The sequence below is a fragment of the Streptomyces sp. NPDC004561 genome, assembly GCF_053602155.1.
Genome location: NZ_JBSGDB010000756.1, coordinates 1 through 2,726 on the forward strand (window position 1 = coordinate 1; position 2,726 = coordinate 2,726).

General features: G+C 67.9%; 2 protein-coding genes. Both read right to left on the reverse strand.

Annotated elements, in window-relative coordinates; translation table 11 throughout:
* Nucleotides 1–608: 608 nt before the first annotated feature.
* Nucleotides 609–1,238 (reverse strand): RICIN domain-containing protein, encoded by a 630-nt coding sequence (locus ACWEN3_RS44780; RefSeq protein ID WP_452983976.1) that lies wholly within the window; start codon nucleotides 1,236–1,238, stop codon nucleotides 609–611.
* 309 nt (nucleotides 1,239–1,547) lie between these two features.
* The gene (locus tag ACWEN3_RS44785) at nucleotides 1,548–2,363 is read right to left on the reverse strand and encodes an alpha/beta hydrolase (protein ID WP_452983978.1); all 816 of its coding nucleotides are present in this window, start codon (nucleotides 2,361–2,363) and stop codon (nucleotides 1,548–1,550) included.
* Nucleotides 2,364–2,726: the final 363 nt, after the last annotated feature.

Sequence of the window (2,726 nt, forward strand, 5' to 3'; positions counted from 1 at the left end):
GTGGTGCCCGGCCTGGCCGGTTGAATGGCAGCGTGCCTTCCACCTCACCCGGCTGCGCATGAAGGCCGGCGGCACACTCCCCACGGCGCCGGGCCACGTCGTGCATTAGCAGGGCGAGGACCTCGCCCGGTGGGTACGGGCGCAGCAGCTCGGCTGGGAACGGCTTACGACCGTGCAGCAGCGGATGTGCGAACACGTCCTCGGCATCCAGCCCGCCGGCGAGGACGCGGCGCGGCGCAGCCAGGTGGACAAGTGGGTCCTCAACTATGCGGCTGCCCCCTGTGTTACGAACGCGAGAGGCATCTAAGGACGCCGAGGCAGCACGTCGAGCGGATCGTCGACGACAGGCAGGAGGAGCGGCAGCTCCGGCTCGGAGCCCGGATCGGGAACCAGCACGGCAGGGCCCCGACGCTGATACCGGAGCGGATCGAGCAGCTGTCCACGATCGGGATGCGCTGGGCATGGAGGGCGCATCGGATCTCGTTCTGGCTGAGCGTGAATTGCGTGCCGGCACCGCCCCACGGAATTCGGTGCGGGCCGGAACGGCTATGTGCTCAATGGGCGGCATGCGAGGGCGGTCGCAGACCCAGCAAGGTCAAACGTCAGGCTCAGTTCATGGACCAACTCTGCTCGTACGAACGGGAGGGGGTAGAGCAGTCCCACAGCGTCAGATACACGCCGTAATGCATGCTGCCGCCCTTGTTCGTGATGCACTTAGAACTGTCGTACGCCAGCACCTGGTCGCCGACGTTGAACCAGCGCTGCACCGTCTGGCCAGTGCAGGTCCACAGCGTCAGCACCGCCCCATTCGTGCCCGAGGCGTTACCGGAGGGGGTGAGACACTTTCCGCTCGGCTCGTTGACGATGAAGCCCGAACTGCTGGGGTTGGTGATGTCGCCGGTGAACGTCCACTGCTGCAGGGAGCTGCCGGTGCACCCCCACGTCGTGACGATGGTTCCGTTGCTCGTGGCGTTCCCCTGCGGGGTCGCACACAGGGGTTGCCAGTCAGCGGACGTGTTAGTCAGGACGCTGGTGGTCGAGGCTGAGGCGGGCGAAGCCGTAGGCGTAATGGTCGCGAGGGCCGCCATGCCGGCCAAAGCCATCTTGCCAAGCTTTTTGCGCATGAAAGGAGTGCTCTCCTTGAGAGACGTCGGCGGCTGTTGCGCGGTAGCCGTCTGATTGCCGGTTCCGTGACGGGCCACGGGATCAATGGTGGCGCTCAAGGTGATGATCACCATCTTTCTCGGATTGGACAGCGAGACAGAACGCCGAGTCAACAGGGCGATGACCCGGCGAGGCTGAAGATCATTCCCAGGGCGCATCCCACCACTGGGAGTCGGGGACGGAGCTGTTGCAGGTCCACAGCGTCAGATATGTGCCAAAGGCCTGTGAGTCGCCCTTGTCCGTGATGCACAGACCGCCGTAGTACCTTGTGCGGCTCGCTGGGCGCACGGCGAGTGTCACCTCCCGGGCTGGTACTGGACGGCGTCTGCCGGGCGGCACGTCGGCTTCGAGTCGTGGCTGGTCGATGGAGCGGGGATTCTGCCTCACCTGGGATCGCGGGGCTCCAGATGCTTCTCCAGGAAGGAGATCTCCGCTGCGACGGCCTGTTCGTGCGACTCGAGGAACGGGGCGTAATGACTGCCCGTCAGGTGAACCACTTCGGATTGAGGCGCGTTCCGCGCGGCCCGAACGGCGGGGCCGGGAAGCACGCTCTGGTCCTGGTCGCAGACGACGACCAGCAGAGGGCACCGGATATGGGAGGCATGGCGGCCGGGCCGGTACACGCCGATCTGCAGGGCGATCCGTGCGGCGACCGTCTGCTCCCAGTTCGCGTGGCGGCGGTCGGGATCGAGGGCCCGGTCGCCGTCCATGGCGTCGGGCGTGGTGAGCGAGGCGACCGCGCCGCGCGGTCCTGCGGTCGGGACCAGCAGCGGCGGCCGCCCGACGCGGCCACCGAGCGCGTCCGCGACGCCCCGGCCGAACAGACGTAGGGCCGCCAGGGGCGTCATGGAGCGCAGCGCGTGGGGAGCGACTGCGGGGCCGTCGACCAGCGGGGTCTGCGCGATCGCGCAGGCCAGTCGCGGGTGGTCGGCCGCGACACGGAAGACGTGGCCGCCTGCGAGCGAAAAGCCCCAGACCGAGATCCTGTCCGGGTCGACGTCCGGCAGACCGTTCGCACACTCGATCGCGGCGTGCCAGTCGGCGACCTGCTCGTCGAAACGGACGATCTGGCGCGGCGCGCCTCCGCTCTCCCCGAACCGTCGGTGGTCGAAGGCCAGGACCGCGAAACCGGCGTCGTTGAACCGCGCGGCGAACAGGTCCGAGGCCGGCTCCTTCGTCACCGAGGTTCCGCCGGCCATGATCACGCAGCCGCCGTTCGACCCCGGATAGTGCCAGGCGGCACACGAGGTGTCACCGCTGGCGAAACGTACTCTCTCCCGTTGCTTGAACGCGGGCACATGACCTCCGTGGTGATTCGTCGTTCTCGGAGTGCTCTGAAAACCGCGGGCCTGCGGCGTCGTCGCACCGCAGGCCCCCTTCGCCGGGACGCCGGTGGCGACCCTGGAGGGACCGACGGTCAGCCGATCAGGCCGGGCGGAATGGATGCCCTCCATACTTGGGGCGCAGTCCCCGAGACGGGCTCCGCACGGCGACGGAATGAGCGAAACTTTCCATGAACGCTGCTCACTTCTCGCACCTGTACGGCGCGGCGACGGCGGGAC

Bases quoted from the DNA above. Each gene is read 5' to 3' on its own strand.
- ACWEN3_RS44780 (WP_452983976.1), bottom strand. From the start codon at position 1,238: ATGGTGATCATCACCTTGAGCGCCACCATTGATCCCGTGGCCCGTCAC.
- ACWEN3_RS44785 (WP_452983978.1), bottom strand. From the start codon at position 2,363: ATGGCCGGCGGAACCTCGGTGACGAAGGAGCCGGCCTCGGACCTGTTC.